This window comes from Pseudomonas sp. FW305-7 (assembly GCF_058786735.1).
This window is the reverse complement of the sequence record NZ_JBYSZA010000010.1, coordinates 162,157-187,322: the sequence shown is the minus strand read 5'-3', so window position 1 is coordinate 187,322 and position 25,166 is coordinate 162,157. Positions and strand designations below refer to the sequence as shown.

Below are 25,166 nucleotides of genomic sequence, written 5' to 3'. Positions count from 1 at the left end.
TTCGTACACAGGAAGGAGTCTGCATGGCGAGTCCCGGTTTGAAAACAGCGGTCATGCTGAGTCTGTTCACATTGCTGACCGCGTGCGGGGAGAAAAAAGCGCCGCAGGAATACCTGCCACGCGTCTTCGTGCAAGAGGTCAAACCCGCGGACTACGCGGCTGCCGTGACCCTCACCGGCGATGTGCAGGCGCGTGTGCAGACCGAGTTGTCGTTCCGCGTCGGCGGCAAGATCATCCAGCGCATGGTCGATGTCGGTGATCGGGTGACGGCCAGACAAGTGCTGGCCAAACTCGATCCCAAGGACTTGCAGACCAACGTCGACTCGGCGCAGGCCCAAGTGGTCGCCGAACAGGCGCGGGTCAAGCAGACCGCTGCGGCATTCGTGCGTCAGCAAAAACTGTTGCCCAAGGGTTACACCAGCCAAAGCGAATACGATTCCGCGCAGGCGGCGTTGCGCAGCAGCCAGAGCGCGTTGAGCGCGGCGCAGGCGCAACTGGCCAATGCCAAGGATCAACTGAGTTACACCTCGTTGATTGCCGACGCCCCCGGGATCATCACCGAGCGCCAGGCCGAGGTCGGCCAAGTGGTGCAGGCCACGGCGCCGATGTTCAAACTGGCCCGTGACGGTGACCGCGACGCGGTCTTCAATGTGTACGAATCGCTGTTGGCCGAGCGGCCGTCGGATCGCTCGATTGTGGTCAGCCTGCTCGACAATCCCAATATCAAAACCACCGGCACCGTGCGAGAAGTCACCCCGGCGGTGTCGGCGCAGTCCGGCACCGTGCAAGTCAAAGTCACCCTCGACAAACTGCCGCCGGGCATGCAGCTCGGCTCGGTGGTCAGCGCCACCGCCAAAGGCTCCGGCAAATCGGCGGTCGAGTTGCCTTGGTCGGCGCTGACCAAAAACATCAGCGACCCCGCCGTGTGGATGGTCGACGAGCAAGGGCTGGCGCAATTGCACACGGTCACGGTCGGCCGTTACCTGACCGGCAAAGTGATCATCAGCGAAGGCCTCAAGGGCGGCGAGAAAGTCATCGTTGCCGGCGGACAGTTGTTGCACCCCGGCATGAAAGTCGAGATTGCCGAAAACACCTATAAGGATCTGCAACCGGGAGCACAGCCATGAAGTCTCTATGGCTGTTATCCGTAGCAGTGTTGTTGGCCGGGTGCTCGAAGAAAGAACCGCCGCCCGAGCCTGTGCGCCCGGTGCTGTCGATCAAGGTTCAGGCGTTGAACGAGGAAACCCTCGGACGTTTTGCCGGCAGTATTCAGGCGCGCTACGAGAGCAACACCGGTTTCCGTGTCGGCGGGCGTATTGCCAGCCGTAACGTCGATGTCGGCGCCGAAGTGGAGAAGGGCACGCTGCTCGCCACCCTCGATCCTTCCGACCAGCAGAACCAGTTGCGCTCGGCCCAAGGTGATCTGGCCAAGGTGCAGGCGCAACTGATCAATGCGCAGGCCAACGCCCGGCGTCAGCAAGCCCTGTTTGATCGCGGGGTCGGCGCGCAGGCGCAACTGGACATCGCCACCACGGATCTGAAAACCACCCAGGCCTCGCTTGAGCAGGCGCGGGCGGCGGTCAACCAGAGCAAGGATCAACTCGACTACACCCAGTTGCGCTCTGATCACAAAGCCGTGGTCACCGCGTGGAATGCCGAGGCCGGGCAAGTGGTCACCGCTGGTCAACAAGTGGTGACGCTGGCGCAACCGGACATCAAGGAAGCGGTGATCGACCTGCCGGACACGCTGGTCGATCAGATCCCCAGTGACGTGGTGTTTCTTGTCGCCGCGCAACTCGATCCGAGCATCAACACCACAGCGGTCATCCGCGAAATCGAACCGCAGGCACAAAGCGCTACACGCACCCGTCGTGCGCGGCTGACCCTGGCGGATACACCGCCCGGGTTTCGCCTCGGCACCGCGATCAGCGTGACCCTCAGTTCAGCGATCAAGCCACGCATCGAATTGCCAGCGACAGCGCTGCAAGAAGTCGACGGCAAAACGCGGATCTGGGTGATCGACACCCAAAGCAAAACCGTCAGCCCCCGCGACGTCAGCCTCGTCAGCCGCACCGACAGCACGGTGGTGCTGGCCGGCGGCGTGAAAAATGGCGAACGCGTGGTCAGCGCCGGCGTCAACAGCCTCAAACCCGGACAACCCGTGAAACTTGACGAGGACAGTCAATGAAAGGCTCTTTCAACCTCTCCGAATGGGCCCTCAAGCATCAGTCGTTCGTCTGGTACCTGATGTTCGTGGCATTGCTGATGGGGGTGTTTTCGTACTTCAATCTGGGTCGTGAGGAAGACCCGTCGTTCACCATCAAGACCATGGTGATCCAGAGCAAATGGCCGGGTGCGACCCAGGAAGAAACCCTCAAGCAGATCACCGACCGCATCGAGAAAAAACTCGAAGAGCTCGACTCGCTCGACTACGTGAAAAGCTACACGCGCCCCGGTGAGTCGACGGTGTACGTGTACCTGCGCGACACCACCAGCGCCAAGGACATCCCGCAAATCTGGTACCAGGTGCGCAAGAAGATCAATGACATTCGCGGTCAATTTCCCAAGGGTATTCAGGGGCCGGGATTCAACGATGAGTTCGGCGACGTCTATGGCTCGGTCTACGCGTTTACCGCCGACGGCCTGACCATGCGCCAGTTGCGCGACTACGTGGAACAGGCGCGGGCCGAGATCCGCAATGTACCCGGGCTGGGTAAGATCGAGATGGTCGGCCAGCAGGACGAAGTGATTTACCTGAACTTCTCCACACGCAAACTGGCGGCGCTGGGCATCGATCAGCGCCAGGTGGTGCAGAGCCTGCAATCGCAGAACGCGGTGACGCCGGCCGGGGTGATCGAGGCCGGTCCGGAGCGCATTTCCGTGCGCACTTCGGGGCAGTTTGCTTCGGAAAAGGATCTGGCCGAGGTCAATCTCAAACTCAATGACCGCTTCTATCGTCTGGCCGACATCGCTGACATCAGCCGTGGTTACGTCGACCCGGCCACCCCGGAGTTCCGCTTCGACGGCAAACCGGCCATCGGTCTGGCGATTGCCATGCAGAAGGGCGGCAACGTTCAGGAGTTCGGTAAAGCGCTGCATGCGCGTATCGACCAGCTCACCGCCGATCTGCCGGTAGGCGTCGGCGTGCACACGGTCTCCGATCAGGCCGTTGTGGTGGAAGAGGCTGTTGGCGGTTTCACCAGCGCCTTGTTCGAAGCGGTAATCATCGTTCTGGTGGTGAGCTTCATCAGCCTCGGTGTACGCGCCGGGCTGGTGGTGGCGTGCTCGATTCCGCTGGTGCTGGCGATGGTGTTTGTGTTCATGGAATACAGCGGCATCACCATGCAGCGGATTTCCCTTGGCGCACTGATCATCGCCCTCGGCCTGTTGGTCGACGACGCGATGATCACCGTGGAGATGATGGTCACGCGCCTGGAAATGGGCGAGACCCGGGAGCAGGCGGCCACGTTCGCCTACACCTCGACGGCGTTCCCGATGCTCACCGGCACGCTGGTGACCGTGGCCGGTTTCGTGCCCATCGGCCTCAACGCCAGTTCTGCCGGTGAGTACACCTTCACCCTGTTCGCGGTAATCGCCGTGGCGATGCTGGTGTCGTGGGTGGTGGCGGTGTTCTTTGCGCCGGTGATCGGCGTGCACATTCTCAGCGCCAACGTCAAACCCCATGCGGCCGAGCCCGGTCGCATCGGTCGTGCGTTCAACCATGGCTTGTTGTGGTCGATGCGCAACCGCTGGTGGGCGATCGGCATCACGGTTGTGTGCTTTGTGCTGGCGGTGTTTTGCATGCGCTTTGTGCAGAACCAGTTCTTCCCGTCCTCCGATCGCCCGGAGATTCTGGTCGACCTGAACCTGCCGCAAAACGCCTCTATCGATGAAACCCGCAAGGCTGTCGACAAGCTTGAGGAAAGCCTCAAGGGCGATCCGGATATCGTGCGCTGGAGCACTTACATCGGCCAGGGTGCAATCCGTTTCTACCTGCCGCTCGATCAGCAACTGCAAAACCCGTACTACGCGCAACTGGTCATCGTCAGCAAAGACTTCGAGGCCCGCGAAGCGTTGAGCCAGCGCTTGCGTGAGCGTTTGCACAAGGACTTCGTTGGCATCGGCAGCTACGTGCAGGCGCTGGAAATGGGCCCGCCGGTGGGGCGCCCGATCCAGTACCGGGTCAGCGGCAAGGACATCGATCAGGTGCGCAAACACGCCATCGACCTCGCCACCGAGCTGGACAAGAACCCACACATCGGCGAGATCATTTACGACTGGAACGAGCCGGGCAAAGTCCTGCGCATCGACATCGCCCAGGACAAGGCCCGCCAGCTCGGGTTGTCGTCCGAAGACGTGGCGAACCTGATGAACAGCATCGTCAGTGGCTCGCCGTTGACCCAGGTCGATGACGATATCTACCTGATCAACGTGGTCGGGCGCGCCGTGGATTCCGAACGCGGTACCCCAGAAACCCTGCAAAACCTGCAAATCGTCACGCCCGGCGGCACGTCGATTCCGCTGCTGGCGTTCGCCACTGTGCGTTATGAACTGGAACAGCCGCTGGTGTGGCGTCGTGACCGTTTGCCGACCATCACCATTAAGGCGTCGGTGCGCGACGAAATTCAGCCGACCGATCTGGTGAAACTGCTCAAGCCGTCCATTGATGCCTTCGCCGAAAAACTCCCGGTCGGCTACAAAGTCGCCACCGGCGGTACGGTCGAGGAGAGCGGCAAGGCGCAAGGGCCGATTGCCAAGGTGTTGCCACTGATGCTGTTCCTGATGGCGACGTTCCTGATGATCCAGCTGCACAGCGTGCAGAAGATGTTCCTGGTGGCGAGTGTCGCGCCGCTGGGGCTGATTGGTGTGGTGCTGGCGCTGGTGCCGACCGGTACGCCGATGGGCTTCGTGGCGATTCTGGGGATTCTGGCGCTGATCGGCATCATCATCCGCAACTCGGTGATTCTGGTGACGCAGATCGATGAGTTCGAGCAGAAAGGCTACGCGCCGTGGGACGCGGTGGTGGAAGCCACCGAACACCGGCGCCGCCCGATCCTGCTGACCGCAGCGGCGGCGAGCATGGGCATGATCCCGATTGCCCGGGAAGTGTTCTGGGGGCCGATGGCCTACGCGATGATTGGCGGCATCGTGATTGCGACGCTGCTGACACTGCTGTTTCTGCCGGCGCTGTATGTGGCCTGGTACAAGATTCGTGAGCCGAAGAAGGACTCATCGTCATCGAGCCATTGATTGCGCCCGTTACATCTTTGGGAACGGTCTGACTTCCAACCACGGTCGATTGCTTTATCGTCCTTCCTCCGTTTGGGGGAGGGACGCCTGATGTCGACTGTTGCTTGCTGGTTGCGCCAACTGCTGCTGATGGTCGGCCTGTGCCTGCCACCCTCGTTGCACGCCGAGACGTTTCTGCAAAATTCGCTGTGGCGGGTGCAGATCGACCCAGCGACCCTCGCTGTGCAAGTCACTCCGACCAACAGTGCAGCTGTGCAGACCTCGTCTGGTGTTGAAGCACACAAAGTCAGCAACCTGGTACAGCGTGGTAATCACCTCGACTGGCACTGGGACGACGGCGCTTGGTCCCTCAGCGTCGATCTTGATGAGCGTGACCTGTCCTTTTCTATCAGCGCTCGTGATCCCGCCGAACTCGATTTTTTGCGCCAACCCGGCACTGCCATGGGCAAAGGCTTGATCTGGCCCTTGGCCGAAGGGCATTACGTACCGCGTGGCGATCCGGTCTGGCAGGCGTTTCTGTTGAATCAGGGGCCGCTCAACAGCACCCAGGATCTGAGCCTGCCGCTGTGGGGTGTCGAACACGAGGGTTTCAGCCTCAACTGGTTGCTGGGCAATCCCTACAACAATCAACTGCTGTTCAGTGCCGACGGCGACACGCTGGCGTTGGCGGTGCGGCATCAATTCACGCCACTCGCTCCTTCGACGCCGCTGACGTTCAGTCTGTATCTGGGCGAAAGCGACCCGTTAGCGGGAGCCAGACGTTACCGGCAATGGCTGATTGATAACGGTCGTTATGAAACCCTTGCCGGCAAACTTGAGAAAACTCCGCAGGCCGCCAAGCTGCTGGGAGCCAGTCATATCTACCTGTGGGGCAATGATCTACTGGGGCAAAAAGATGTGCAAAACTGGCCGGCACTGCTCGGCAAGTTACGTGGCCAGACGCCTTTGGCCAGTGCGCTGCGCGCCGGCATGGACCGTGAATCCTTGCAGCTGCTTGCCAGCGAAACGGTGCTCAATCGCTACCAGCAAACTGTCGTGTTGCGTGGCCTCAACCGTGCGCTGAACACCCAGGCGCGTAAAACCTGGCAAGCCCGCGCCGAGCCGGACGTACGGGCATTGGTCAAAGGTTACGCAGTGCTGCGCGGGGAATTGGCTGACCAGTTCGCCGAAGCCTTGACTGTCGATCCCAAGCGTTGGGGCAACAGCCTGTCGCTCGATACGGTCGAGCGCTTGCAAAGCGCCGGGCTGTCGCGCTTGTGGCTGGGACTTGGCGAGGGCTGGGAGGGCGGACTCTGGCATCCGGAGGCGGTTAGCGCAGGCGTCAAGGCGGGGTATCTGATCGCGCCGTATGATTCTTACGAAACAGCGCTGAGCCGGGACGAGAACCCCGACTGGACCACGGCGCATCTGGGCGACAGGGCGAACATCGAGTGCGCCATCGTGCTGGAAAGCGGTGTGATGAAGAGCGGCTTTCAGCAGTCGGGACATTACACCGACCCCCGTTGCGTGCGTCCTTTGCTGGAACAGCGGGTCAAAGCCATCAGCACTGCCGCCGGTTTCAACAGCTGGTTCCTCGACGCCTATGCCACAGGCATGGTGTTCGACAGCTACCGTCCCGGCGCCACCATGACTCAGGCACAAAACGCCGAAGGTAACGTCGAAGCTTCGCGCTGGATCAACCAGGCATTGCAACTACCCAGCGGCTCCGAAGACGGCAACGCAACGACGGCTCAAGGCGTGCTGTTCGCCCATGGCATGCAGACGCCGGTGATCGGTTGGGGCGACGCCGACATGAGCAAGAACCCTGATTCCGAGTACTTCGTTGGCAAATGGTATCCGCCTGAGCAACCGGCCGTGTTCTTCAAGTCTGTACCGATCAAAGAGCCGTATCGGCGTCTTCATTTTGATCCGGCCAGCCGTTTACCGTTGTACCAGGCGGTGTTCCACGGGTCGCTCATCACCACGCATCACTGGCTTTATGACAGTCTAAAGCTGAGCAATGTACGGGTGGAGAATGAACTGACTCAGTTGCTCTACAACGTACCGCCGCTCTATCACCTGAGTGCGGCAACGCTGGCGCAACGCTTACCGTTGATTGCGCGTCAGGATGCGTTCTTCCGCCCGCTGCACGAGCGCCTGGCGATGCAGAGCCTGATCGGTTTCAAATGGCTGAGCGAGGATCGACGGGTGCAGCAGACTTCCTTTGAAGACGGCACTCGGCTGTTGGCCAATTTCGATCAGGCTTCGCGTGAAGTGCTCGGCCAGACTTTGCCCGGTGAAAGCATTACGGTATTGACGCCCGACGGGGCCGTCAGCCGCTACCGCGTGCAGTCTTCGCCCTGACTCAGCCCTTGCGCCAGACACTCGCCAACCAAGGCTGCTGCTCCCGCGGCAGCCCCGCCGGGCGGAAATAATGCTCCAGCTCTACAAACCCGGCAGCGGTCAACAACCCGCGCCACGCCTCCAGATCGTGATACGAGCCATAACGTGGCCCATTCCAGCCCTCGCGGTTATCCCCGCGCGGATTCGAACTGAACAACACCCCACTCGGTTTCAACGTATCGCGCAGTTGTTGTAGAACCCGTGGCAACTCCTGCAACGGCACATGAAACAGCACCGCGTTGGCGAAGATGCCGTCGAAGCGTTCGGCCGGTAAATCAAGCTTCAGAAAGTCCTGGCACCACACCTCGCAGCCACTGTCCTCGCGGGCCATTTGCGCAAACTTTTCCGATCCGTCGAGGCCGACCGCGACGTGGCCCATGCGCGTAAACGTCTGCAAATCCCGCCCCGGCCCGCAGCCTAAATCGAGAATCGTCAACGGCGCTGTGCCCTGAATGTGCCGCAGGAGCGCGTCGATGTTCTGGCTGACATCGTGATCGCGGGTGCCCTCACGGAAATCTTCGGCCACCGAGTTGTAATGGCCGAGGGTGGTGGCGGTGATCTGTTCGAGGTCGGTGGGGGTCTGCTTCATGAGTGCGGCTGCGTGGCAAAAAAAGGAGGTGGGGCTGACTATAAGCGCTTTTGTGCTTGAGAGGATTGCAGCCTGCCTCAGGCTTTGGCCGGGAAGCACAAAACGCCAGCGTCTGTGCAATACATATGTACCGCACCTGGCGGTTCGCAACCGGATGCAATGACGCCTGCGCGATAGACGACTATCGCGATATCTGCCCTGTTTTTTTCTTCGGGGGGATTCACTCAAAAAAAAGGATTTTTTATGGGCATTGTTCGTAAACCCGGCGTCACTCCGCCGTCCAGCCGCAGCCCGGTGGACGCAAGCCCATCACGCACAAGACCTGGCAGTGCCACGTTCGGTGATGGGCCTGCGGTGAAAATTTTTCGACCTGACACGGATCAGGCGCAGGTGGAAGTTCCCCGGCAATCTGCCGCCGCAGATTCCATGATCACGGTTTCATCAATGCCGTCGGCTCAGATCCTGCCCATGCATCCGATGGCCGGTTCACTTGCGCGCTACAGCCTGAGAGCACCGGCCAACCTGCCCGCAGCCAATGCTCTGGGCCTGAGGGTGTTCAAGAGCCGAAATTATGTCGATATCGCGCCCGGCGAGATCGTCCTCGTTCGGGAAACCGGCACGGCCGGTGAATATCGAGCGGCGCTGGTATCTGAATTGGTGGCTTTGGGGCCGGTACTGTTTTACCACCCGCTAAGCAAGACCTGGACGCTCGAACGGCCGCACCCTCTGCCCGAGCCGGGCAAAGTCATTGATATCGACATTGATCAGCTCGTTCGCAAGGTCAGAAAAGAGCATGATCAGAAGCACCGGGTGCATACCGGAAACGACGATTCGTTTGAGTACACGGCGGCACAGGAGGGCGCGCTGGTCGCGCGCGGGTTGAAGCAGTTTCCGCCGGAGCAGGCAGCGATCATTCGCGCGGAGCTGCAAGCGGTCGAAAGCATTTTCGCTGATGCGGGACATGCCATTGGCCAGAAGTACAAAGACGCCGACGCGGTTTACGAAAGTTTCTTTGGCGTTGATCACCACGCTGTTGCGCAGCGATTCGCCGACTCAGTCGCTCGAGGCCAGGCGTTGTCCAGTGAGTATCAAGGAACCTGGGGAGACGAGAAATTCGTTGGGGTTGATGCAGACAGCAACAGCGCGGCGTGGATGTACAAAAGAGATTTTCATGGCCGCTTCTTCATCAATCGCAAGTACATGCAGCGCGGGGTTTTGAGCATTTCGCTGGGCCATGAAATGTTGCATACCAACAGAATTGACCGATTCCAGACCATCGGGCCGAACGCGGCGGATTATTTCTATCTGGACAGCCGACTGGGCCGCTTGCTGGATTGGGATACGCTGGCTGATTACGACGTACCGGAGCGCAGTGTTTCTGACGCGATTATGCGCGGCGGTTTGACGGTCGAGTATTTGAACGCCTTTACCAATGACCACGATAACTTCCTGTTCGGTATCAGCGATTACCTCGGAATCGGCGACGACCCGCCGCTTCAGACGGCGGTTGATCTGTTCAATGCCAACCCGTCACTGCGAGCGCACCTGGCAGTCAACAACGCTGACAGCCTGGTGTACGCAGCGAAAAGCATGCAGACGCTGCATCAAAGCAAAACCGAATTCGCGTGGCTCGACAGCCTGATTGATGATTGAGGGGCACGACCCGAACGAAAAGAGTCGTAGCCTGCGGTATTCGCCATGAGCGCTACCGCAGGCTGCGATCTTCTGATCTGAGTTCAGCGCTTGTTCAAACCCCGCGCCAGCCGATCCCCACCCAACTGAATCACCGCTACCAACGCCACCAGCAGCACAATCACGGTCAGCATGATCTGGCTATCAAACCGCTGATAGCCGTAGCGATAGGCAATGTCCCCCAGCCCTCCTGCCCCGATCGCCCCGGCCATGGCCGAGGAGTTGATCATCGTCACCAGGGTGATAGTGAAACCGCCGACAATCCCCGGCATCGCCTCTGGCAACAGCACATGCCAGACAATGTGCCAGCGCCGACAACCCATGGCCTGCGCCGCTTCGATCAGACCGTGGTCGACTTCACGCAGGCTCACCTCGGCAATCCGCGCAAAAAACGGCGTGGCGGCGATGGTCAGCGGCACCACCGCCGCCCATACGCCGTAGGTGGTGCCGACGATCAATCGGGTGAACGGAATCAGCGCGACCATCAGGATCAGAAACGGAATCGAGCGAAACAGGTTCACGAATGCGCCCAAGGCGCGGTTCAGCACGGGCGCTTGGTAGATCCCGCCCTTGTCGCTGGTGACCAAAATCACCGCCATGGGAATCCCCACCAGCAGCGCGATCAGTGATGACACGCCGACCATCAAAAACGTGTCGATAAAGCCCTGCAGCAAGCGATCAAACCACATAACCCAAGACCTCCACCCGTTGCGCCCATTGCCCGGCACGCTCGCGCAATTGTTCGGCGCTCGCTGGCGAGCCGCTGACTGCCAGCAAGAGTTGCCCCAGTGCATGGCCCTGGATCCGTTCCACACCACCCTGAAGCAATTTCACCCGGCCACCGAGGGCAGCAAACAGCGCCGCCAGATCCGGCTCGTCACTGGCGCTGCCGGTGAACTGCAAACGCAGCACCACTGCGGCCTCGGAAGAGGGCGGTTGCGCATGCAAGCGGCTTTGCAGTTCTTCCGGCAACGCGTGTTGCAGCGGCGCGAGCAAGGTCTGGCTGACCTCGTGTTGCGGATTGCCGAAGACTTCCCAGACCGGGCCTTGCTCGACGATACGGCCGTGCTCCAGCACCACGACGCGGTCGCAGATTTCGCGGATTACCGCCATCTCGTGGGTAATCAAAACAATCGTCAGACCGAGGCGCTGGTTGATCTCGCGCAGCAGGCCGAGAATCGACTGGGTGGTTTCCGGATCGAGCGCCGAAGTGGCTTCGTCGCAGAGCAGAATGTCCGGGTCATGCACCAACGCGCGGGCAATGCCGACGCGTTGTTTCTGCCCACCGGAGAGTTGCGCCGGATAGGCCTTGTGCTTGGCTTGCAGGCCGACCAGTTCGAGCAGTTCGCGAACCTTTTTCTCGCGTTGCTCTTTTGGCACGCCAGCGACTTTCAGCGGCAGTTCGACGTTTTGCCAAACGGTCTTGGCCGACATCAGATTGAAGTGCTGAAAGATCATGCCGATCCGGCGGCGCAGGGCGACCAGGCGGTCTTCATCGAACTCGCCGATGTCGACCTGATCGATCAGCACGCGTCCGGAAGTCGGTTGCTCCAGACGATTGATCGTACGGATCAGCGACGACTTGCCGGCGCCGCTGCGGCCGATGATGCCGAACACCTCACCGCGCTGGATCGCCAGATCGATGCCTTGCAGCGCGGCGACCGGGCCCTGGCGGCCGTCATAGGTTTTACCCAGGCCGATGAAGCGCACATGGGCGCGGTTCAACTCAGGATGAAGTTCGGTTTTTTCCGCATTGTGGGGCTCTGGAATTTCCAGTCGCCGTTGGATCGCTGCCGTCATGCTCAGCTTTCCCAACCGGCCTGGTACAGCTTGCCGTGAGCCTTATCCAGCGCCGCGCGAACGGCTGGCGAGTGCTGATAAATGTCGACGAATTTGATCAGGCGCGGATCGGTTTTGCTCTTCGGCTGGATCACGAACTGGATCACGTATTCCTTGTGATCGAGACCGTCGAACAGCAGCGCCGAGCCGGCCTCGAAGGTCTTCGCCAGACGAATGTAGGCCGGGTAGCCCTGGACCAGGTCGGCGTCGTCGTAGGCGCGCACCAGTTGCACGGCTTCGACCTGAAGGATTTTGATTTTCTTCGGATTGGCGACGATGTCGTCTTCGGTGGCCTTGTAACCGACGCCCGGTTTCAGCGTGATCAAACCGGCCTTGGCCAATAGTTGCAGACCGCGGCCGCTGTTGATCGGGTCGTTGGCGATGGCGACGCTGGCGCCCTCAGGTAGCTCATCGAAGCTTTTGTATTTCTTCGAGTAGAGGCCGACGTTGTTGATGATCCCCGGGGCGAATGGCACCAGATCAAAACCGGAGGCAGCCTTGGCGTTTTCGAGGAACGGGATGTGCTGGAAGTAGTTCACGTCGATGTCGCCGGCGGCGAGGCTGACGTTCGGCGCGATCCAGTCGGTGAACTCCACCAGTTCGACTTTCAGGCCTTGTTTGGAAGCCTCTTCGACAGCGGCTTCCAGCGGGATGGCGAACGCGGCGGTGGTGCCGATTTTCAACGGAGCGTCGGCAGCGAAGACTGCCGAGCTGAACAGGCCGAGGGCCAGGGCCAGTGCTTTGACTGGGTGGGAGAGGCGTTTCTTGGTCATGATGGTTTTTTCCAGTCAGTGCATGAATGAGTGGTTCTGGTCGGGCCTCATCGCTGGCAAGCCAGCTCCCACAAGGATCTGCGGTGTCCACAAAACCTGTGGGAGCTGGCTTGCCAGCGATGCTTTTAGCGGCGGAACGAAGATCCAGTGTGCTGCTCGGGCAAATGTGCCTCGCCGTGAAACAGTTTTTCCCGCAGGCTGCCCGTGTCATACGCAGTCTTGTACGACTCGCGCCGCTGCAACTCCGGAATCACCAGCTCAATGAAATCCACATAGCTTTCCGGGGTGACGATGCGCGTCAGGTTGAAGCCGTCCAGACCGGTTTCAGCGATCCACGATTCCAGCTCGTCCGCCACGTGCTCAGGCGAACCGACCACGGTGATGTAACGGCCACCGAGGGCGTGCTGGTCGAGCAATTTGCGCCGGGTCCAGTCGTTGTTTTGCAGATTCTTGGTGGCGGACTGGATGGCGTTGCTCTTGACGTACTGGATCGGTTCGTCGATTTCGTACTGAGAAAAGTCGATGCCGGTGGACGCCGAAAAATGCGCCACGCCGGCCTCGGCACTGGCGTAGCTCAGGTACTCGGCGTGCTTGGCCCACGCAGCTTCTTCGGTTTCGCCGACGATCACATTCAGACCCATGAACACCTTGATGTCCTCGGGATTGCGCCCGGCTTCGACGGCGCTGGCACGCACCTTGTCTACTTGCACCTTGGTCGACGGTTTGTTCTGGCCGCTGATGAACACGCACTCGGCGTGGCGCCCGGCGAACAGCAAACCGCGATCGGAGCTGCCAGCCTGAAACAGTACCGGCGTGCGTTGCGGCGACGGTTCGCAGAGGTGATAACCCTCGACCTGGTAGAACTCGCCTTGGTGCTCGACCTTGTGCACTTTCTCCGGTTGCGCATAGATCCGCTGCTCACGGTCATTGAGCACCGCGCCGTTTTCCCAACTGCCTTCCCAGAGTTTGTAGAGCACTTCCAGGTACTCGTCGGCCTGGTCGTAGCGACGGTCATGCTCGACCTGCTCGCGCAGGCCCATGGCTTTGGCGGCGCTGTCCAGATAGCCGGTGACGATGTTCCAGCCCACCCTGCCACGGCTCAAATGATCGAGGGTCGACATGCGCCGGGCGAACAGATAGGGCGGTTCGTAAGTGAGGTTGGCGGTCAGGCCGAAACCGAGATTTTTCGTCACCGCAGCCATCGCCGACACCAGCAGCAGCGGATCGTTGACCGGCAACTGGATCGACTCTTTCAGCGTGACATCCACTGAGTTCTGATAGACGTCGTACACGCCGACGATGTCGGCGATGAACAAGCCGTCGAACAGTCCGCGCTCCAGCAATTGCGCCAGTTCGGTCCAGTATTCAATCGTGTTGTAACGGGTGGATGTGTCACGCGGATGCGTCCACAGACCATGGTTGATATGGCCGATGCAGTTCATGTTGAACGCATTGAGCAGGATCTTTTTCTTCGCCATCAGATGGTCCCCCGCAGTGGCGGGTTTTCATCGTTGAGGTAGTAATTGCCGACCGCGTGATACTTCCAGCGCACCGGGTCGTGCAGGGTATGCACGCGGGCGTTGCGCCAGTGACGGTCGAGGCCGTGCTCGATCAGGGTGGCCTGGCTGCCGGCCAGTTCGAACAGCGTGCTGCCGGCGGCCAGGGAGATTTCGGTGCTGATCGCCCGCGCTTCGGCGACGGCAATCGAGGCGGCAGCGACGGTTTCGGCAGTGGTTTCGGCCTGAGCTTTGTCGAGAAATTCGCCGGAGCGTTCCAGCAATGCCTCGGTGGCATGCAGGCGAATGCTCAAGTGGCCGAAGCTCTTGAGCGTCAGCGGATCTTCGGTGGCTTTGTCGTTGCCGGAATCGATCCACGGCCGGGTTTTGCTGCGCACGAAGTGCAGCGCATCTTCGTAAGCGGCGCGGGCGATGCCGGTGTCGATGGCGGCGTGAAGAATCTGTGCCAGCGGGCCAACGGTGGTTGGACGTTCGAAGGCGCTCTGGAATGGAATCACATCTTCGGCGGCAACGTAGACGTCTTCAAAGACCACCGAACCACTGCCGGTGGTGCGCTGGCCGAAGCCACTCCAGTCATCGATCACGCTCAGGCCTTTGCTCTCGCGCGGGACGAAGGCCAGTTGCTGCACACTGTTTTCATCGACCACCGAAGTCGGAATGCGCTGCGCATAAATCGCACCGGTCGCATAAAACTTGCGGCCGTTGATGCGGTAGCCGTCGCCGTCACGCTTGAGGCTGGTGACACGGTCGTGGGCGGTTTTGGTGCCCAACTCAGCGAGGGCGTTGCCGAAGCGTTGGCCGGCCAGTACCTCGGCGTACAGGCGTTGTTTTTGCTCGTGGCTGCCGTTCACCCGCAACACTTCGAGGGCATAGAAATGGTTCTGCGGAATCTGCCCGAGAGAGCCGTCAGCCTGAGCGATCAGGGCGATGACTTTGGCCAGGGTCACATTGGATACACCGGCGCCGCCGTATTCTTTCGGCACGCTGATGCCCCACAGGCCGGAGCGGGAAAACACGTCGAGTTCCGGCAGCGGCAGGCGACGTTCACGGTCGCGAATGGCGCTGTCGCGTTTGAAATCTTCGGCCAGGTCGCTGGCGACGATCAGGGCTTGCTCATCGCTGGTGATGACCGCGACGGGATGGGAAAAGGTCATAGGTTTTCTCCAGATGTCTGGTCGTCAGATCCAGGAATGGCGAGCCGGCAAAGTGCCGTTGAGGCGATAGGCGCCGACCGCGTGATACTTCCAGCGCACCGGGTCGTGCAGGGTGTGCACCCGGGCATTACGCCAGTGGCGGTCGAGGTTGAATTCGGCGAGCGTCGCGCGGCTGCCGGCGAGTTCGAACAGTTTTTCGCTGGCCAGCAGGGAGATCTCGGTGGTCAGCACTTTCGCTTCGGCCACGGCAATCGAGGCGCGGGCGGCGGAGTCGGCGGTGAGCGGCGCGGCGTGGACCTGATCCAGCACTTGCCCGGCCTTGCGCAGCAGCGCTTCGGCGGCGTGCAGTTCGATTTTCAACTTGCCGATGTCGGCGATCACGTAGAGGTCATCGCTGGCGCGTTCGACCTTGGCGTCGATCCACGGCCGGGCGCGGGTTTTGACGAATTCGATAGCGTCGTCGATGGCGCCACGGGCGATGCCGGCATCGATGGCGGCCTGAATCAGTTGCGACACCGCGCCTTGGGTATTGGGCTTCTCGTTGATCTTCCAGTTATCGACCACCAGGCTCGATTCGACGCGCACGTTGTTCAGCAGAATCGTGCCGCTGGCGGTGGTGCGCTGACCGAAGCCCGACCAGTCATCAACGATGCGCAAACCCGGTGTGCCGCGACGGACGAAAGCCAGCACTTGCTTGCCTTCATCGTTGAGCGCTTTGACCGCGACCCAGTGCGCGAACAGTGCGCCGGTGGAGTAGAACTTCTGCCCGTTGATCACGTAGTCATCGCCGTCGGCGGTGATTCGCGCTTTCAGTTTCAGGGTGTTTTTGGTGCCGCGTTCAGGGCCGGCATTGCCGATGCGCCAGCCTTCCAGAACGCTCTGGAACAACTGCTTTTTCTGTTCTTCAGTGGCGCTGCCGAGCACCAGATTGATGATGCCGAACTGGTTCTGCGGGATCTGACCAAGTGCCGGATCTGCTGCGGAAATGATCGCGAACACCTCGGCCAAGGTAACGAACGAAACTTGCGGGCCACCGTATTCGCGCGGAATGGCGATGCTGCCTAAACCGCTGCGGGTGAACTGTTCGATTTCCGACCACGGCAGCTTGCGCTGGCGGTCGCGTTTGGCGGCCTGCACGCGGGCGACTTGCGCCAGCTCATGGGCGGCCTCGATGGCTTGGGCGTCGTTGCGCAAGACCTGCGCGGGCAACAACAATGGGGCGATGTCCAGATCAGACTGGATGGTTGCATCTGCCAGACTGGACATCAGTGCCGCTCCTTGGCTGCACGCAATGCCCTGGCGATCTGCACTGGGGTGATTGTGTTCCGGACCATACTACCTACCTCACATCTCATGAAAAACGCCGCAAAAGTGCGGCGAACGAAAGAATGTCCGGTGGTCCGGTTCATATACCCTAAGCGTGTATTAATTTTAAATAAACTAACTTTTAGGAATATGTATAGAAGGGGCGGTGGTCTGGATGGTTAAGAATTCCAGGGCGATGGAGATAATGAGGTGAGTCAGTATTGTGGTGAGGGGATTTCTCCCCGATGGGGCGCGTACCGGCCCCAGAAAACAGGACTGCTGCGCAGTCCATCGGGGATAAATCCCCTCACCACAGAAGCTCATTTGCCACGGAAAGGGTATTCACTCTTTGTACGATTCAGCGGCTTTGAGCGCCGGCTTCAGCGGCACCTTCAAGTAAGGATTCACACAGCCGATCTTCAATGCCCTTGGCGGTGCCCAGCGAGAGTTATTGCCGACCCGGTCGAGGATGCAATACGTCACGTCCAGGCGCAGATCCTCACCTGCTTCGACAATCACTGATGGCGGTACCCAGACCTGAATCGGCAGTTCGACATCTGCTGCCGTGATCGGCGCCAGATCCATGCGTACGTCGCCCCAACGCAAGGTGATGGCGTCGCCTTCAGCCATGTTCAGGTAGGGCTCGATAGTCAGTGGCACACCGCGTTTGATCTGGTTCGGGTTCACCCCCTGACGGTGAATCGTTTCGGGAATCGTCACTGGCGCCAGTTGCTGGTTTTCGTCACCGCACAGAGCTGACGGCAGGCCGCCGGGGCATTCGAGCTTGACCTCCACCCGCGTTGCCGCCGACAGCGCCGCGCCCTGACCGACTTGCATCACCCGGTAGTGGATGCGCGCAGTGCCGCTGGCAATGAAACTCTCCGGCACCCGCAGGCTGACCGACGCACCGACGTCCTCGGGTGTGAGCACACGTGAGGCGACATAGCATTTGTTCCAGAACAGTTCGATCAGGTCGCCGCCATCCATGTCGGGGTAGGGCAGCACGTTGACCAACAGATGTCCGGCGTCGACCAGATTGATGGCGGTTTTTTGCGCTGGCGCCAGGGTCGGCGCTGCGAGTTCGGGGGTATGCGAAGTGCGGGTCATCGATTTCTCTCCTTGAAGCCTTGCAGCGAAGTCCGTTTCTGGAAGAACAAAAGGCGTGTATCAATCAGCAATAAAGTTATGAACTTGTGCTCGTGTTTAATGCTTATTGATTTGGATTAAGTAACGCCCGTTGGCGACTAGATAAGAGTGTGGGGAGAGGGGTGTCAATAGACCGTGTTAGTTAATCCGTAAATTACCGGCTAATCAGAAAGTTCCTACGATGCCGAGTCCATATGCCTAGGTTGTATGGCGAATTGAGCCACGCATCTCAGGGCTTTTCGCTGGTTTTTCCGCGAAGTTATTTGCTACCCAGTCACCCGGCCAGCAACGTCCATCAGACATGTGTTATCTGTTGCAGAACATATACGGGTTCGGTGCGGTGGATGTTTATTTGTGTATGTTTATAAGAGGGGGGAGGCGGGATAAAGATAACTTCCGTCCGTGGAAGTTGGGGTTTGGTACGTTGAAAGTTCTCAGGCGCGATTCAGAAACTTGCTGAGGAATTGTTTGGTGCGTTCTTCTTTCGGGTTGGCAAACAGCGCTTTGGCTTCGCCTTGCTCAACAATCACACCCTTGTCGAAAAACACCACGCGGTTGGCCACGTCGCGGGCGAAACCCATTTCGTGGGTGACGATCACCATGGTGCGTTTCTCCTCGGCGAGGCCGCGGATGGTCGCCAGTACTTCACCCACCAGTTCCGGATCGAGGGCCGAGGTTGGCTCGTCGAAGAGGATCACTTCCGGCTCCATCGCCAGCGCCCGGGCAATCGCCACGCGCTGTTGCTGACCGCCGGACAGACGACGCGGATAGGCGTCTTCCTTGCCGGCGAGACCGACCTTGGCCATCAGCTTCTTGCCCAGGGCAATCGCTGCGTCACGCGGCATCTTCTTGACCACGATCGGGCCTTCGATGACGTTTTCCAGGGCGGTGCGATGGGGGAACAGGTTGAAGTTCTGAAACACGAAGCCCACGTGCTGGCGCAGATTGCGCACCAGACTTTGCTGCTGATTCAACGGGCGGCTGGTATCGATCTCGATATCGCCGACCTTGATCCGGCCGCTGGTGGGTTGCTCAAGGAAATTCAGGCAGCGCAGGAACGTCGTTTTCCCCGAACCGCTGGGGCCGATGATCGCGACCACTTCGCCTTCCTTGACCTCGAGGTCGATGCCGTTGAGCACGACTTGACCCTTGAATTGCTTGGTCAGTTTTTCCACGACAATCATCGCGTCAGGACTCCTGGTCGTGCCGATTGACCCGCTCTTCCAACTTGTTCTGGAAGTGCGAAAGCACCGTGGCCAGAATCCAGTAGATCAGCGCGGCGGCAAGATACATGGTGAAGACTTCGAAAGTCCGGGCGGTAATCAACTGCGCCTGACGGAACAGCTCCGGCACCTGAATGGTGGCGGCCAGTGCCGTGTCCTTGACCAGTGAAATGAAGCTGTTGCCCAGCGGCGGCAACGCCGTGCGCATCGCTTGCGGCAGGATGGCCCGGCGCAGCGTTTGCGCGCGGGTCATGCCGATGCTCGCGGCAGCTTCCCATTGACCGCGCTCGATCGAACCGATCGCGGCACGGAGGATTTCACAGGCGTAGGCGGCCATGTTCAGCGAGAAGCCGATCAGCGCCGCTGGCAGCGGATCGAGTTCCAGACCCAGTTGCGGCAAGCCGTAATAGATCACGAACAGCTGCACCAGCAACGGCGTGCCGCGAAAGAACGACACGTAGATGCGCGCCAGCCAACTGACCGACTTGAAGCGCGACAGGCGCATCAGTGCCAGGCCGAAGCCCAGCAACAGACCGAAGAACATGCCGCCGAGGCTGAGGACTACCGTGTAGTACGCGCCCTTGAGCAGAAAGGGCGCGGAGTCCAGTGCGAGTTGGAAAGCTTCTTCCATTATTTAGTGACGTCAGCGTTGAAGTACTTCGTCGACAGCTTCGCCAGGGTGCCGTCGGCACGCAGTTCGTCGAGGGCCTTGTTCACGGCGGCCAGCAGTTCAGGCTCGCCTTTGCGCAGGGCAATACCGGATTCCTGACGGGAGAAGGCTTCACCGGCGGCGACGGTTTTCGGCGCTTTCTTGGCGTACTCAAGTGCGGCCAGACGATCGATCAGAATGGCATCGGTACGACCATTGTTCAGGTCGGCGAACTTGGTCGGATCATCATCGTAGGTACGCACGTCAGCGCCCGGCACGTTGGCGCGGACCCATTGTTCGTAGTTGGTGCCCAGGCCTACACCGACTTTCTTGCCGGACAGGTCATTGGCGGTCTTGATGTTCAGCGCGGCTTCCTTGCTCTTCAGCACCAGCGCCTGAATCCCGGAAACGGTGTACGGTTCGGAGAAGTCATACTTCTTCTTGCGCTCGTCGGAGATGGTCACCTGGTTGACGACGACGTCCAGACGCTTGGATTCCAGCGCTGCGAGGATACCGTCCCACTTGGTCGGCTGAATCTTGGCTTTGACGCCGAGTTTTTGCGCCAGCGCTTCGGAGAGTTCGACTTCGAAACCGGACAGCTTGCCGTCGGCATCGACGAAGCTGAACGGGGGGTAGGTGCCTTCCAGGCCGACGTTGATGACGCCTTTGTCCTTGATCTGTTGCAGCTGCTCACCGGCCACTGCCTGGCTGATCAGACCGGCGCTCAGTGCCAGGCCCAGCGAACCAACCAGCAGATTGCGACGTAGTGCGGAAAAATTCATGACAAGCCCCTGTGTTTTCTTATGGAAGACGCTTAAGGAAAGTTTGGCGAATCCGGGAGTTCGACGACAGCGCTATCCTGCCTTAAAGCAGCTTATGCGTCTCCCGCGAATTCCGCCTGCGGCGAGACTATAAGATGCCTGCTTTAGACTTGAAAATACTAAATTTTCGATCCTTTAGTATTATTTGGAATATGTCGCTGATCCATTGTGGTGAGGGGATTTATCCCCGACCGGCTGCGTAGCAGTCGTAAAACCATTCACATACGCCGGCAGTGGAATAAAAAGGGGGCCGCTTCGCGACCCATCGGGGCCGTGCGACGTTTCGCTAAATCCCCTCGCCACAGGAGTCTCCGCAATCGGGAGGATTAACTTGTCAGCGAATCCTTGTACGCAAACAACGCCGGCGCGCCACCGGTGTGCAGGAAGATGATCGGACCTTCTTCGAAACGCCCGCGACCAATCCCGTCCAGCAACCCGGCCATGGCCTTGCCGGTATAGACCGGATCAAGCAGCACCGCGTCCTGACTCGCCAGCAGTTTCACCGCTGCCAACGTTCCGGCATTCGGCTCGCCATAACGTGGGCCGAAGTATTCGTCCCACAGTTCGACTTTGAAGCTTTCCGGCAGCGCGACGCCGAGCAGATCCGCCGTGCGTTCGGCCAGGCCCTGAACCTTCGGCCGCTGATCTTCTTCACTGCGCGACACGGTCACGCCGATCACCGGCAGTTGCGGCAGCGCTTCGCTTAGCGCCAGCGCGAGGCCGCTGTGTGTTCCGGCGCTGCCCGAGGCCAGCACCACGGCGGCGAAGTCGAGGCCGGTGTCCTTGATCTGCTCGGCGAGTTCAAGGCCAGCGCGCACGTAACCCAGCGCGCCGAGCGCGTTGGAGCCGCCGATCGGCACCAGATACGGCTTCTTGCCGTTGCTGCGCAGGCGCACCGCGAGGGCGGCCAATTGTTCGTCGGCGTTGTCGAGGTTGTCGACCAGTTCGACCTTGGTGTCGAACAGATCCAGCAACAGCCGATTGCCGTTGCCGGTGTAATTGCTGTCGTCGGTGCCCAGCGGATTTTCCAGCAGCGCGACGCAGCCCAGGCCGAGTTTGGCGGCGAGCGCGGCGGTCTGGCGCACGTGGTTCGATTGCAGCGCGCCAGCGGTGATCAGCGTGTCGGCACCTTGGGCAAGCGCATCGGCGGCGAGGTATTCGAGTTTGCGCAGCTTGTTGCCGCCCATGGCCAGCGGCGTCAGGTCATCGCGTTTGATGTACACGTCACGGCCGAGCCAGGTGGACAGACGCTCAAGTTTTTCCAGAGGTGTCGGTTGGCCGAGCAGGTCGAGGCGGTTAAAGCGGGCAAGCTGTTGTTTGATCGGTTGTGTGGACATGGTTCCGTACTGGCGGAGGAAGATGGAAGGACTATAGGCACGCGCTTTTGCAGGGGCAACCGCGAATCGCTTATAGCCAAATGGACTGAGTCCAGCACTATCGGTTCTTAATTCGCCCTCGCAGGCATGCCGTAAAGTGGTCGCCGTTGACGCGGCCAGACAGTCCGGCCGCCCGTGAGGAGTCTTTACCGTGAGCGAACGTTCCAGCCATTGGCAATTGCAGACCATCGTCAGCCAACTGCGCGGCGCGCGGGATCAGTGGCGTGCACAAAATGGCCGGGCTTCCGGCGAGCAGGGTGGCCGCGAGTTGCCCTCGCGGGCGGCGATGGCGGAGATTCTAGAAGCGCTGTGCGGTGCTTTGTTTCCGATGCGCCTGGGGCCGGTGGATCTGCGCGAAGAGAGTGAAGACTTTTACGTCGGCCATACCCTCGACGTGGCGTTGAATGCGTTGCTGGCACAGACTCGGCTGGAGCTGCGGTATGTCGCCCGGCACAGTGCGCAGGCCGACACCGAAGTCGAGGCCCGCGCAATCCAGATCGTTCAGGATTTTGCCCTCGCCTTGCCGGGCTTGCGCACGCTGCTCGATACCGACGTGCTGGCGGCCTATCACGGTGATCCGGCGGCGCGCAGTGTCGATGAAGTGTTGCTGTGCTACCCGGGGATTCTGGCGGTGATTCACCATCGTCTGGCGCACCATTTGTACCGCGCAGGGCTGCCGTTGCTGGCGCGGATCAGCGCGGAAATTGCGCACTCGGCCACCGGCATCGACATCCATCCGGGCGCGCAGATCGGCCGTAGCTTCTTTATCGATCATGGTACGGGTGTGGTGATTGGCGAAACCGCGATCATCGGTGAGCGGGTGCGGATTTATCAGGCCGTGACCCTGGGCGCCAAGCGCTTCCCGGCGGATGAAGACGGGCAGTTGCAGAAGGGCCATCCGCGCCACCCGATTGTCGAGGATGACGTGGTGATTTATGCCGGGGCGACGATTCTCGGGCGGATCACCATTGGCAAGGGTTCGACCATTGGCGGCAACGTCTGGCTGACCAGGAGTGTGCCGGCGGGGTGCAATCTGACCCAAGCCAATTTGCAGCATGATGACGGGACGCAGAAGTAGGTTTCTGAATCTGCGTTGCAGTATCAGGCCTCATCGCGAGCAGGCTCGCTCCCACAGTGGAACGCATTCCAAGGTGGGAGCGAGCCTGCTCGCGAATGTTTTAAGGTTGTATCGAGATAATGGCCTTCCGCCAATTCTCCAGTGAACGATTCGCCCCAAACCCACGTCATACCCCTCCTTGAGCTAGCGTAGGAAAACTACCGCCTAGCCGTACGATTAGTCCTTGCGACCCCATCCATGTTTAACTTGAACGTTCATTCAAGTTAAACCGGTGGTTCGCTGCCCGCTCACAACAGGAGGCTTGCCTTTGCTGAGTCCGATCATTTCAGCCACGTTTCAAACCCTCGAGGTGCACGTTTCATGAGTGCATCGTCTACCCCCGCCAGCGGTCTGGTGCGCATGAATCCGCCGGTGTTCTACTTCGCCGCGACGGTCATTCTGTTATTTGGTCTCGTTGTCATCGCCATGCCGGAACAGGCCGGAGCCTGGCTGCTGGAAGCGCAAAACTGGGCGGCCAACACGGTCGGCTGGTACTACATGCTCGCGATGACCCTGTATCTGGTCTTCGTGGTGGTCACCGCGTTATCCGGCTACGGCAAGATAAAACTCGGTGCCGACCACGACGAGCCCGAATTCAGTTACCTGTCCTGGGCCGGCATGCTGTTCGCCGCCGGGATCAGCATCACGCTGTTTTTCTTCTGCGTCTCTGAACCGCTGACCCACATGCTCCAGCCGCCACAGGGCGAGGCGGCCACGGCGGACGCGGCGCGCCAGGCGATGCAGATTCTGTTTCTGCATTGGGGCCTGCATGGCTGGGGCGTTTTTGCCTTCGTCGGCATGGCGCTCGCCTACTTCGCTTACCGGCACAACCTGCCGCTGGCCCTGCGTTCGGCGTTGTATCCGCTGATCGGCAAGCGCATCAACGGCCCCATCGGTTATGCGGTGGACGGCTTCGGCATCATCGCCACGGTGTTTGGTCTGGGTGCCGACATGGGCTTCGGTGTGTTGCACCTCAACTCGGGCCTGGACTACCTGTTCGGCATCGCTCACACCCAGTGGATTCAGGTCGGCCTGATCACGCTGATGATGGGCGCGGCGATCATCGTTGCCGTGTCTGGCGTCGATAAAGGCGTGCGGGTGATGTCCGACATCAACATGCTGCTGGCCTGTGCGCTGCTGCTGTTCGTGTTGTTTGCCGGGCCCACCCAGCACTTGCTCAACACACTTATCCAGAACCTCGGCGACTACCTCGGCGCCTTGCCGATGAAGAGTTTCGACCTCTATGCCTACGACAAACCGAGCGACTGGCTCGGCGGCTGGACCGTGTTTTATTGGGCCTGGTGGATCGCATGGTCGCCGTTCGTGGGCCTGTTCATCGCACGGATTTCCCGTGGTCGGACCATCCGTGAGTTTGTGTTCGGCGTGCTGTTGATCCCGCTCGGTTTCACCCTGGCGTGGATGTCGATCTTCGGCAACAGCGCCCTCGATCAGGTGCTCAATCACGGCATGAGCGCCCTCGGCATGTCGGCCATCGACAACCCGTCGATGAGCATTTACCTGTTGCTGGAAACCTACCCGTGGAGCAAAACCGTCATCGCTGTGACGGTGTTCATCAGCTTCGTGTTCTTCGTGACATCTGCCGACTCGGGCACTGTGGTGCTCTCGACCTTGTCGGCCAAGGGCGGCAATCCGGACGAAGACGGGCCGAAATGGCTGCGGGTGTTCTGGGGCGCGATGACCGCGCTGATCACAAGCGCGCTGCTGTTCTCCGGCAGCATCGACGCGCTGAAATCGGCGGTGGTGCTGACTTCGCTGCCGTTCTCGCTGATTCTGCTGCTGATGATGTGGGGCCTGCACAAGGCGTTCTACCTGGAATCGCAGAAGCAGATTGCGCAACTGCATTCGCTGGCGCCGGTGTCCGGTGCGCGGCGCGGTACAGGTGGCTGGCGCCAGCGCCTGAGCCAGGCCGTGCACTTCCCGTCGCGAGACGAGGTGTACCGTTTCATGGACACCACCGTGCGCCCGGCAATCGAAGAAGTGACGGCGGTGTTCGTCGAGAAAGGCCTGAACGTGGTCACTCAGCCGGATCCGTCGCATGACAACGTCAGCCTGGAAATCGGCCATGGCGAGCAGCATCCGTTCATCTATCAAGTGCAGATGCGCGGCTACTTCACGCCGTCATTCGCGCGGGGCGGGATGGGCTCCAAACAGCTCAACAATCGCCGCTACTACCGCGCCGAAGTGCACCTGAGCGAGGGCAGTCAGGACTACGATCTGGTCGGCTACACCAAGGAACAGATCATCAACGACATCCTCGACCAGTACGAACGGCACATGCAGTTCCTGCACCTGGTGCGTTGATCTACGGCTGA

Annotated in this window: 19 protein-coding genes; 7 read left to right on the top strand and 12 right to left on the bottom strand. The window is 60.2% G+C overall.

Going from position 1 to position 25,166, the window contains the following annotated elements:
- Nucleotides 1-23 precede the first annotated feature (23 nt).
- The 4 genes from AC3WMT_RS14910 (at nucleotide 24) to AC3WMT_RS14895 (ending at nucleotide 7,593) form a co-directional block, all read left to right on the top strand.
- Nucleotides 24-1,127: an efflux RND transporter periplasmic adaptor subunit gene (locus AC3WMT_RS14910; RefSeq protein WP_103304107.1), complete on the top strand. Its 1,104-nt coding sequence runs from the start codon at nucleotides 24-26 to the stop codon at nucleotides 1,125-1,127.
- Nucleotides 1,124-2,188 (top strand): efflux RND transporter periplasmic adaptor subunit, encoded by a 1,065-nt coding sequence (locus AC3WMT_RS14905; protein ID WP_103304108.1) that lies wholly within the window; start codon nucleotides 1,124-1,126, stop codon nucleotides 2,186-2,188. Before AC3WMT_RS14910 ends, AC3WMT_RS14905 begins: the two co-directional genes overlap by 4 nt.
- Nucleotides 2,185-5,250 carry an efflux RND transporter permease subunit gene (locus tag AC3WMT_RS14900; protein ID WP_103304109.1) on the top strand — a complete coding sequence of 1,022 codons (3,066 nt, stop codon included), beginning with the start codon at nucleotides 2,185-2,187 and terminating at the stop codon, nucleotides 5,248-5,250. The genes AC3WMT_RS14905 and AC3WMT_RS14900 overlap by 4 nt, the downstream gene beginning before the upstream one ends.
- A gap of 90 nt (nucleotides 5,251-5,340) precedes the next feature.
- Nucleotides 5,341-7,593 carry a glycoside hydrolase gene (locus AC3WMT_RS14895; RefSeq protein ID WP_103304110.1) on the top strand — a complete coding sequence of 751 codons (2,253 nt, stop codon included), beginning with the start codon at nucleotides 5,341-5,343 and terminating at the stop codon, nucleotides 7,591-7,593.
- 1 nt (nucleotide 7,594) lies between these two features.
- Here the strand turns inward: AC3WMT_RS14895 and AC3WMT_RS14890 are convergent, their stop codons facing one another.
- Nucleotides 7,595-8,221, bottom strand: a complete 627-nt coding sequence (locus AC3WMT_RS14890; RefSeq protein WP_103304111.1) for a class I SAM-dependent methyltransferase — start codon at nucleotides 8,219-8,221, stop codon at nucleotides 7,595-7,597.
- Between the two features lie 243 nt (nucleotides 8,222-8,464).
- On the opposite strand from AC3WMT_RS14890, the gene AC3WMT_RS14885 reads away from it, so the two are divergent.
- Entirely contained in the window at nucleotides 8,465-9,874 is a 1,410-nt protein-coding gene (locus AC3WMT_RS14885; RefSeq protein WP_256583541.1) for a hypothetical protein, read from the top strand.
- An 83-nt stretch (nucleotides 9,875-9,957) separates the two neighbouring features.
- Here the strand turns inward: AC3WMT_RS14885 and AC3WMT_RS14880 are convergent, their stop codons facing one another.
- From AC3WMT_RS14880 to AC3WMT_RS14830, 11 genes are all read right to left on the bottom strand, one after another.
- Nucleotides 9,958-10,602 (bottom strand): methionine ABC transporter permease, encoded by a 645-nt coding sequence (locus tag AC3WMT_RS14880; RefSeq protein ID WP_103304112.1) that lies wholly within the window; start codon nucleotides 10,600-10,602, stop codon nucleotides 9,958-9,960.
- Nucleotides 10,592-11,713, bottom strand: a complete 1,122-nt coding sequence (locus tag AC3WMT_RS14875; protein WP_103304113.1) for a methionine ABC transporter ATP-binding protein — start codon at nucleotides 11,711-11,713, stop codon at nucleotides 10,592-10,594. The genes AC3WMT_RS14880 and AC3WMT_RS14875 overlap by 11 nt, the downstream gene beginning before the upstream one ends.
- A gap of 2 nt (nucleotides 11,714-11,715) precedes the next feature.
- Nucleotides 11,716-12,525: a MetQ/NlpA family ABC transporter substrate-binding protein gene (locus tag AC3WMT_RS14870; protein WP_103304114.1), complete on the bottom strand. Its 810-nt coding sequence runs from the start codon at nucleotides 12,523-12,525 to the stop codon at nucleotides 11,716-11,718.
- 125 nt (nucleotides 12,526-12,650) lie between these two features.
- Nucleotides 12,651-14,003 carry an LLM class flavin-dependent oxidoreductase gene (locus tag AC3WMT_RS14865; RefSeq protein ID WP_103304115.1) on the bottom strand — a complete coding sequence of 451 codons (1,353 nt, stop codon included), beginning with the start codon at nucleotides 14,001-14,003 and terminating at the stop codon, nucleotides 12,651-12,653.
- Complete coding sequence (locus AC3WMT_RS14860; RefSeq protein ID WP_103304116.1) at nucleotides 14,003-15,196, bottom strand: SfnB family sulfur acquisition oxidoreductase; 1,194 nt, start codon at nucleotides 15,194-15,196, stop codon at nucleotides 14,003-14,005. Before AC3WMT_RS14860 ends, AC3WMT_RS14865 begins: the two co-directional genes overlap by 1 nt.
- A gap of 24 nt (nucleotides 15,197-15,220) precedes the next feature.
- A complete protein-coding gene (locus tag AC3WMT_RS14855) occupies nucleotides 15,221-16,462 on the bottom strand; it encodes an SfnB family sulfur acquisition oxidoreductase (protein WP_103304117.1) in 1,242 nt (413 codons plus the stop codon).
- Nucleotides 16,463-16,843: 381 nt separating this feature from the next.
- On the bottom strand, nucleotides 16,844-17,608 hold the full coding sequence (locus AC3WMT_RS14850; RefSeq protein WP_103304118.1) for a hypothetical protein: 765 nt from the start codon (nucleotides 17,606-17,608) through the stop codon (nucleotides 16,844-16,846).
- Nucleotides 17,609-18,081: 473 nt separating this feature from the next.
- Nucleotides 18,082-18,831, bottom strand: a complete 750-nt coding sequence (gene tcyN, locus AC3WMT_RS14845; RefSeq protein ID WP_103304119.1) for an L-cystine ABC transporter ATP-binding protein TcyN — start codon at nucleotides 18,829-18,831, stop codon at nucleotides 18,082-18,084.
- 4 nt (nucleotides 18,832-18,835) lie between these two features.
- Complete coding sequence (tcyL, locus tag AC3WMT_RS14840; protein WP_007918741.1) at nucleotides 18,836-19,501, bottom strand: cystine ABC transporter permease; 666 nt, start codon at nucleotides 19,499-19,501, stop codon at nucleotides 18,836-18,838.
- The gene (tcyJ, locus tag AC3WMT_RS14835; RefSeq protein WP_103304120.1) at nucleotides 19,501-20,301 is read right to left on the bottom strand and encodes a cystine ABC transporter substrate-binding protein; all 801 of its coding nucleotides are present in this window, start codon (nucleotides 20,299-20,301) and stop codon (nucleotides 19,501-19,503) included. Before tcyJ ends, tcyL begins: the two co-directional genes overlap by 1 nt.
- A gap of 365 nt (nucleotides 20,302-20,666) precedes the next feature.
- On the bottom strand, nucleotides 20,667-21,677 hold the full coding sequence (locus AC3WMT_RS14830) for a D-cysteine desulfhydrase (RefSeq protein WP_103304121.1): 1,011 nt from the start codon (nucleotides 21,675-21,677) through the stop codon (nucleotides 20,667-20,669).
- Nucleotides 21,678-21,867: 190 nt separating this feature from the next.
- On the opposite strand from AC3WMT_RS14830, the gene epsC reads away from it, so the two are divergent.
- Together epsC and betT are read left to right on the top strand one after the other, a co-directional pair.
- On the top strand, nucleotides 21,868-22,794 hold the full coding sequence (gene epsC / locus AC3WMT_RS14825) for a serine O-acetyltransferase EpsC (RefSeq protein ID WP_103304122.1): 927 nt from the start codon (nucleotides 21,868-21,870) through the stop codon (nucleotides 22,792-22,794).
- A gap of 399 nt (nucleotides 22,795-23,193) precedes the next feature.
- On the top strand, nucleotides 23,194-25,155 hold the full coding sequence (betT, locus tag AC3WMT_RS14820; RefSeq protein ID WP_177431401.1) for a choline transporter BetT: 1,962 nt from the start codon (nucleotides 23,194-23,196) through the stop codon (nucleotides 25,153-25,155).
- Nucleotides 25,156-25,166: the final 11 nt, after the last annotated feature.